7 protein-coding genes and 1 pseudogene are annotated in these 6865 nt (G+C 39.6%); 4 read left to right on the top strand and 4 right to left on the bottom strand.

What is annotated here, in order from left to right; translation table 11 throughout:
* Positions 1-83 (bottom strand): annotated as a pseudogene (locus CL42_RS15200) (monothiol glutaredoxin, Grx4 family); the annotation flags it as partial.
* A gap of 161 nt (positions 84-244) precedes the next feature.
* On the opposite strand from CL42_RS15200, the gene CL42_RS15195 reads away from it, so the two are divergent.
* A complete protein-coding gene (locus CL42_RS15195) occupies positions 245-1456 on the top strand; it encodes an aspartate aminotransferase family protein (protein ID WP_035270487.1) in 1212 nt (403 codons plus the stop codon).
* Positions 1457-1510: 54 nt separating this feature from the next.
* Here the strand turns inward: CL42_RS15195 and CL42_RS15190 are convergent, their stop codons facing one another.
* The 3 genes from CL42_RS15190 to surE form a co-directional block, all read right to left on the bottom strand.
* Positions 1511-2443 carry a LysR family transcriptional regulator gene (locus tag CL42_RS15190; RefSeq protein WP_035270484.1) on the bottom strand — a complete coding sequence of 311 codons (933 nt, stop codon included), beginning with the start codon at positions 2441-2443 and terminating at the stop codon, positions 1511-1513.
* A gap of 103 nt (positions 2444-2546) precedes the next feature.
* On the bottom strand, positions 2547-3386 hold the full coding sequence (locus tag CL42_RS15185; protein WP_035270483.1) for a peptidoglycan DD-metalloendopeptidase family protein: 840 nt from the start codon (positions 3384-3386) through the stop codon (positions 2547-2549).
* Positions 3387-3514: 128 nt separating this feature from the next.
* Entirely contained in the window at positions 3515-4285 is a 771-nt protein-coding gene (surE, locus tag CL42_RS15180) for a 5'/3'-nucleotidase SurE (RefSeq protein ID WP_035270482.1), read from the bottom strand.
* A 290-nt stretch (positions 4286-4575) separates the two neighbouring features.
* Here surE and CL42_RS15175 point away from each other — a divergent pair, with 290 nt between their 5' ends.
* From CL42_RS15175 to CL42_RS15165, 3 genes are all read left to right on the top strand, one after another.
* Positions 4576-4974: an MCR_0457 family protein gene (locus CL42_RS15175; protein WP_035270480.1), complete on the top strand. Its 399-nt coding sequence runs from the start codon at positions 4576-4578 to the stop codon at positions 4972-4974.
* Between the two features lie 119 nt (positions 4975-5093).
* The gene (dacC, locus tag CL42_RS15170; protein WP_035270478.1) at positions 5094-6242 is read left to right on the top strand and encodes a D-alanyl-D-alanine carboxypeptidase PBP5/6; all 1149 of its coding nucleotides are present in this window, start codon (positions 5094-5096) and stop codon (positions 6240-6242) included.
* A gap of 85 nt (positions 6243-6327) precedes the next feature.
* Positions 6328-6858, top strand: a complete 531-nt coding sequence (locus CL42_RS15165; protein ID WP_035270475.1) for a gamma carbonic anhydrase family protein — start codon at positions 6328-6330, stop codon at positions 6856-6858.
* Positions 6859-6865: the final 7 nt, after the last annotated feature.

Here is a 6865-nt window from a genome sequence, read left to right as displayed (position 1 = left end):
GTGCCTTTCATATAAAGAAGAACTGCATGTTTTGCAATTTGATCACGAATTAACGCTTCTGTATCACGCACTTGTTCAGTCATTGATTAAATCCTCAACTATTCTGCCTGCATTATACCTAAAACCGCCGTAAAGAGTATGGATTGCTAAATTTTTCCAGTTTAATTTGCAATTAGGCTTTTAATCTTAAGCAGATTTTGCTTAGATAAACTTTTATTTTCCACCTAACAAATACGAGTTAGACATGAACAATATCACCCTCGCTCCAGTTCAAACTGATCAACCATCTCATTTGATGCCTGTATTCAGCCGTCAACCGATCAGCTTTGTGCGTGGCCGAGGTTCGTATCTTTATACAGCTGAAGGTACAGAATATTTAGATGCGCTGACTGGCATTGCAGTATGTGGTCTAGGTCATGCACATCCAGTTTTGGCAGAAGCAATTGCAGAACAAGCGGCGACGCTTATTCACACCAGTAATATTTATGAAGTACCTTGGCAGACTGCAGCTGCGCAAAAGTTAGCTGAAGTATCTGGTATGGAAGAAATTTTCTTTTCGAATAGTGGTGCTGAATCAAATGAAGGTGCAATTAAAATTGCGCGTAAATACGGTCATATGCAAGGTATTGCTCTGCCGAAAATCATTGTCGCTGATCATTCTTTCCATGGTCGTACAATGGCAACACTTTCTGCGACAGGCAATAAAAAAGTACAAGAAGGTTTTGGCCCGCTCGTTGAAGGCTTTATCCGTGTACCTTTTGGCGACACTGAAGCAATTGAAGAAGCAGCAATCAACCATCCAGATATCGTCGCGATTCTCGTTGAACCGATTCAAGGCGAAGGTGGTGTAAATACTGCCCCTCAAGGTTTTAGTTATCTTGAAGAAATTCGTCAAATCTGTAATCAACATAATTGGTTGATGATGCTAGATGAAGTTCAAACAGGTAACGGTCGTACAGGAAAATATTTTGCGTATCAACATACCAATGTTATTCCTGATGTCATGACGACAGCTAAAGGCTTGGGTAATGGTTTCCCAATTGGTGCAGTGATGACTCAAGGTAAAGGTGTAGGTATTCTTACTGCAGGTAACCACGGATCAACTTATAGTGGTACTGCATTAGGTTCGCGCATTGTCTACACGATTATCGATTTGATGCAAAAAGAAAATATTGTTGAAAATGCAGCAACAATTGGCCAATACTTAGTTGATCAATTCCGTACACAACTTGCAGATCAAAACGTTATTGTTCGCGGCTTTGGTATGATGATTGGTATTGAATTACCAAAACCATGCGCAGAGTTGGTGGATATTGCACGCATAGAGCACAATCTAATTATTAATGTCACCGCAGGTAATGTCGTTCGTTTGTTGCCAGCGTTGAATATGAATCAAGAACAAGCTGATGATTTATTAAAACGCTTAGTTCCAGCGATTAAAAACTTCTTGGCTTAAGCCAAGATCAATAAAAAAAGCCGCATATTGCGGCTTTTTTATTAAGAAGAACACTTAAGATGCTTCTTGGAATACTCGACCACCAGGCAACTGGCTGAAATATTGTTTTAAAGCATCTAGGCAGCGATGAATTTTCATTGGTTGTTGTTCACGTTTTAATGTCATTGCATTCAAAGTGTATGCAGGTAACTTCCATTCAGGTAAAACTTCAACCAATGTGCCATTCATTAATTCTTTTTGCACATCCAGATATAATAATCGCGCAATGCCGTGACCATTTTGGCACAGTGATTTAGCGACATAAACATTGTTTGTCTGTAAACGATTTTCCATGGACACATTCACCAATTCACGCGATGTACTGTGTTCAAATGTCATCATTTGCTGATTTTTTACAATATTTACTGGAATCAAATCATGCTGTGCTAAATCTTCAGGTCTTGAAATAACTGCATTTTGATTCAAATAACTTGGTGAAGCCACCAAGACTTGATCCACACGTGCAAGCGGCAGACAAGATAAGTGATTAGACTCATCTACGCGAGAACACATTCTCACTGCAATATCGATTCTTTCTTGAATCAAATCGACAAACTGATTTTCAACTTCAAAGTGAACGGTTAAACCACGATGTGCCGAAATCCAATGCGACAGCGCAGGAACTACATGGGTTGCACCGAGTTCTGGCGTTGTTGCAATACGTAATTCACCAACTAAATCGTCTCGTAACTCATTAATTCGAATTTTACCGCGCTCTGCTGCAGCGAGCATTTCTTGACAGCTATGAAAAAAGGCCTGCCCTGCTTCCGTTAAACTTAGTTTTCTTGTGGAACGGTGCAGAAGTGTTACTTCCATTTCTTGTTCTAGTGAACGAATTTGCTGACTAACCGCACTCGTCGTAATGCCTAAATCTCGAGCAGCACCACTGAAAGAGCTTTTTTCAACAACACATGCAAATACGCCCATCGAGCGAAGTTGATCTAACATAAATTTCCCTCTGAAATTATGAGATGCTTCTCTAATTAACAAAAATTAATAAAAGCAACTCATTGTATTATACGAAGAAATTGTTAAATTGCACTAAATATCTTCAGTTGATTGGCAAAATATTTGCTGGATTGATTGGCTTACCATCTAAACGAACTTGAAACTCAAGCATCGTACGGGTTGCACCACTCGAGCCCATTTCTGCAATTTGTTGCCCTGCACTTACGTTTTGCCCACTCTTCACTAACATCCGGTTATTGTGCGCATACGCAGTGATATAACCATCAATATGTTTAATGAGCACCAAATTACCATATTCTTTTAAACCATCAGCTGCGTAAACCACTTGACCATCAGCTGCTGCAAAAATTGGATCACCAACATTGCCACCAAAACGTAATCCCTTGACATTACTTGCCACATTAAAGTTTTCAATGACTGGACCATTCGATGGTTTCACCCAGCGTAATGAAGTTGCTTTAGTCGAAGTCGTCGGTACTGCAGCAGTTACCGCTGGTACTGGTGTGGTTTGTGGTGGTGGCGTACCCACAGCTGGTTTTGTTGGTAACTGAATGGTTTGACGTTGAATCTGAGTTTCAGTCGCTGTCAAAGGACGCGTGGTCGAACGTGTCACTTGTCGATTGCCAGAGGGTTTTAATCTTAAAGATTGATTTACATAGATGCGATAAGGCGGTGCAATATCATTCATCTCCGCAATGCTCAAATAGCTCAATCCATAACGTGCCGCAATTTTACTTAAAGTGTCGCCAGAACGAACTGTATAGAAGTCAGGAGCAACCGCATAACGAGCAGAATTGTGGATTTGGGGTTTCGATGCACAGCCCGACAAACCAAGAAAAGAAGCGACAGCAACCGCGATCAATGCTGAGTGAATAGATGGTTTAGACAACTTCAAAACTGTTTTGGGTCTGGCCAAAAGCATGATTTCCCTCTCTGACAAAAGATTAAAAAGACTGAATTCGGCTTAAGAGTAGCAAAATTAATGCTAAATTCACCGTTTCAAATATATTTTTCACAAAGTTATAACACATCCTACCTGTGGTCATTCAATTAAAGCTCTAACTGAGATTCAAGTGAAGCCAACACCTGATAGTTGGTAGCATCCATTTGGATCGGTGTCACACTGACATATCCATTTGCAATGGCATAAAAGTCTGACTGATAACCCAGTTGGCTTTTTTCGGGATCTGTTACGGCCTCTCCAGCCAAACCAATCCAAACAACTTGACGGCCTCTCGGGTCAACTTGTGTGGTAATCGGTTTCGTTTGTTTTCTTCTTCCTTGATAAGTCACTAATGTCCCTTTTATTTCAGCCGTATCCGGAATATTAATATTGAAAATATGACGCGGTGGTAACTCAGGCAAACCATTTTTAATAAACTCATATACCCAATTTGCAGCTTGTGCATAATCTTGAGCATCTTGATACGAACGAACATTTGGACCAGCCAATGAAACTGCGATTGCAGGTTGTTTCATGAGTCGGCCTTCAAACGCGGCCCCAACTGTACCTGAATACAACACATCATCACCTAAATTCGCTCCACTGTTGATCCCGCTTACAACTAGATCAAATTCAAAATCAAATAGACCATTCATGGACAGATAAACACAGTCCGCTGGCGTGCCATTAATTGCCCATACATCCTCTGAAATTTGCACGGGTCGCAATGGACGATCAAGCGTTAATGCACTTGAAAAACCACTCCGCTCACTTTCTGGAGCAACCACGACTACTCGACCCAAAGGTTTTAATGCTTGTGCTAATGCTTGTATTCCTGGTGCGAACACACCGTCATCGTTGGCAATCAAAATATTCAAAACAATTCACTCAATTCATGTAATCCCATCTGTTCGATAGCCTAATCAAAATCCCCCAACACAACAATGAGTACACGCATAGATGTTGAGGTTTTAAATGCCTTTAATCTTGAAAATCTGCTTACCCTTTAATCTTGAAAACTCAGCATGTAGTCATCCCCCTGTTCATACCTGAACTTTTCTTCTTTACTTTCTGAGTTCCAACAGCATTAATACACTTTCTCTATTTTTTAAACACGAAAAAAGATTATTCTATTCTTATAACTAACTTACTAATTTTTGAGTCATTTATGCAAAAACGTTTTTTACAATTGATTTCAACCGCATTTATCAGCAGTTCAATGTTGTTTTCAAGTTTCACTTTCGCCAATGCTCAAGACTTAAAAGAAAATATCGAAGTTACTCAACAAAAAGTGACTAAAGATGAACTCGCTGCAATCTATGTCTTTTCAGAATCATGCCCAAGTTTAGTGGAAGAAGATGCGGCGTTTAAAGCAGGCTATCAAAAGCTATTAAAAGACTATTTACCTAATGAAAATTCACCTCAAACCACGCTGAACAATCTAATTAAACAACAGGATTATCAGCAAGCATTAGCTCAAGCGAGACAAGATGCGAAAAACGCTGGAGATAAAGCAAATCAACAAGTGTGCGAGGATATAAAAAAATATCAGTCTTCAGTTAAATAGAGCACGAAATAGTTACAATTCGATTGAAATAAGCCGACTCCACTGCTAGAAGTCGGCTTTGCTTTGTCCTAGAATGCAAAGCTGATTTTTGCGTTCATACAAGATTGGAACTACATAGAATGACCCGAAAAAGCGCCATTGCTGCATTATTACTATTACCTTCATTTACTTATGCAGCAACTGTTTTATCTTCACCACCAGAACTCAATAACAAGTCTTACGTTTTGATGGATTATGAAACAGGTCAAATTCTCGCAAGTAAAAATGAAAATGAAAAACTTGCGCCTGCTTCAATGACCAAAATGATGACTAGTTTCATTATTGAACAAAAGTTGTTGAACGGTGAACTCACGGAAGATGAAAAAGTTCGTATGAACGAATCTGCTTGGTGTCGTGGTAGTAGTACAGAATCTTGTATGTATGTACCTCTCAATGGCACAGCAACCGTTTTGGAAATGTTACGCGGGATTATCATTCAATCTGGTAATGACGCATCTAAGGCGATGGCTGAGCATATTTCTGGTAATGAAGGTACATTTGTACACAGCATGAACCAAGAAGCTAAGCGTATTGGCATGACCAACACGAACTTTATGAACTCAACAGGTATGCCTGCTGAAGGTCATTATTCTACTGCGAAAGATATGGCTACTCTTGCGAAGCACATCATTCATGACAGTTCAAAGTATTATCCTATCTACTCTGAAAAAGAGTTTACTTTTAACGGGATCAAGCAAGGTAACCGTAACGCGTTGCTATATACAGATCCGAGTGTAGATGGTCTTAAAACAGGTCATACTTCTGAAGCTGGTTATTGTTTAACGACTTCAGCTAAACGTGGCCCGATGCGTTTAATTTCAGTGATTTTTGGTGCTCCATCAATGCAAGCACGTGCAACGCAAACACGTGATTTGTTATCTTGGGGTTATGCAAACTTTGAAACTGTCAGTGTTCAACCCGCTCACAAAGAGTTGACCACTTCTAAAGTTTGGTTTGGTCAATCTAATCAAGTGAGTGTGGGTCTTGCTGAAAACTTCAACGTGACTATGCCAAAAGGTCAAGCAAATGCCATTCAAACTCAAATCGCGGTTCAACCGAACTTAAATGCCCCTCTTCAACAAGGGCAAGTTGTAGGTAAATTAACAGCGACACTTGACGGCAAAGTTATTGCTGAGAAGCCGCTTGTTGCTTTGCAAGCTGTTGAAGAAGCTGGTTTCTTCTCGCGTATGATCGATCATATCAAACAGTTCTTTAGTAATTTGTTTTAAGTCGTAGCTTGACTAAAGATATAAAGGCACTCAAATTCTTTTGGGTGCTTTTTTGTTTATAATGAGTAAAAACAGGCAATTTTTTATGACTGAAAATATCCGCAAATACTTAGAGACTTACCCAAAATTTGATACAACAAATTATATTGATCCAACTGCGTTAGTGATTGGTGATGTTGTCTTGGCTGAGAATGTTTCGGTCTGGCCTTATGCTGTGATCCGTGGTGATGTTAATTTTATTCGGATTGGTAAAAATTCCAATATCCAAGATCATTCCATGTTGCATGTCAGTCATAAGAAAGCGGATAAACCTGAAGGTTCACCGCTCATTATTGGTGAGGACGTTACTGTGGGTCATCATGTGAAATTACATGGTTGTACTATTGGTAATCGTGTTTTAGTCGGTATTGGAACGATTATTTTGGATGATGTTGTTGTTGAAGATGATGTGATGATAGGTGCGGGTTCGCTTGTTCCACCCAACAAAGTTTTAGAAAGTGGTTATTTGTATGTGGGTAGCCCAGTGAAAAAAGTGCGTCCACTGACTGATAAAGAAAAAGCGTTTCTGCCGTATTCAGCGCAGAATTATGTAAAGGTTTCGGGAAATTATAAATAATTTTGTG

This window comes from Acinetobacter sp. Ver3, from assembly GCF_000632455.1.
In the GTDB taxonomy this organism is placed as follows: Bacteria; Pseudomonadota; Gammaproteobacteria; order Pseudomonadales; family Moraxellaceae; genus Acinetobacter.
Note: the sequence above shows the minus strand (reverse complement) of the source record. Positions and strands in the feature narration are given on the sequence as shown.